Source organism: Brevundimonas denitrificans, assembly GCF_030160755.1.
GTDB classification, from domain to species: domain Bacteria; phylum Pseudomonadota; class Alphaproteobacteria; order Caulobacterales; family Caulobacteraceae; genus Brevundimonas; species Brevundimonas denitrificans.
The window spans coordinates 1-591 of sequence record NZ_BSOY01000216.1 but is presented as its reverse complement, the minus strand read 5'-3'; the positions used below and the strand labels follow the sequence as shown (position 1 = coordinate 591).

1 protein-coding gene is annotated in these 591 nt (G+C 49.4%); it reads right to left on the bottom strand.

All coding sequences use genetic code 11. The annotated features are described in order from the left end of the window. Positions 1-159 precede the first annotated feature (159 nt). Positions 160-525: a response regulator gene (locus QQJ79_RS15845; protein ID WP_169559800.1), complete on the bottom strand. Its 366-nt coding sequence runs from the start codon at positions 523-525 to the stop codon at positions 160-162. Positions 526-591 lie beyond the last annotated feature (66 nt).

Genomic DNA, 591 nt, shown 5'->3' with positions numbered 1-591 from the left:
CATTGCTGGCCGAGGCGACAACCTCGATATCCGGCTCACTTTGTAGCCAGCGCGTCAAGAACCCCCGAATTACAGCGGAATCATCAACGACCATCACCCGATAAGGACTATTCATAACCTGATTGTTTTCTTTGACATTGGAAGTGCCAGACATCAACACTAAAGCACCTCAACCTGAGAGAATTTTGCTTCAATAATCGCACGGTCAAAAGGCTTCATAATATACTCGTTCGCGCCGGCGGTCATGGCCTCGCGAATATGCGCCATATCGTTTTCCGTGGTACAGAAAACGACTTTCGGGATATCCCCGCCCTCGGTGCTGCGCAATGTCCGAAGGAAATCGATCCCGCTCATTACGGGCATGTTCCAATCCAGAAGGATCACATCGGGCATGCCTTTCAAACACACGTCCATTGCTTCCTTCCCGTCTGCAGCTTCCAGAATTTCAAATTTCAAATCTTCCAGAATGCGCCGTGCGACCATCCGCACAACTTTGGAATCATCTACGATCAGACAAGAGGTCATGGTTCTTTCTCAACCTGTGTTGTGATTACGCGGCGGCTGTCGAACTAACAGCAAAATCAAGCAGTC

Coding starts and splice junctions, on each gene's coding strand:
- QQJ79_RS15845 (WP_169559800.1), bottom strand. CDS start 525: ATGACCTCTTGTCTGATCGTAGATGATTCCAAAGTTGTGCGGATGGTC.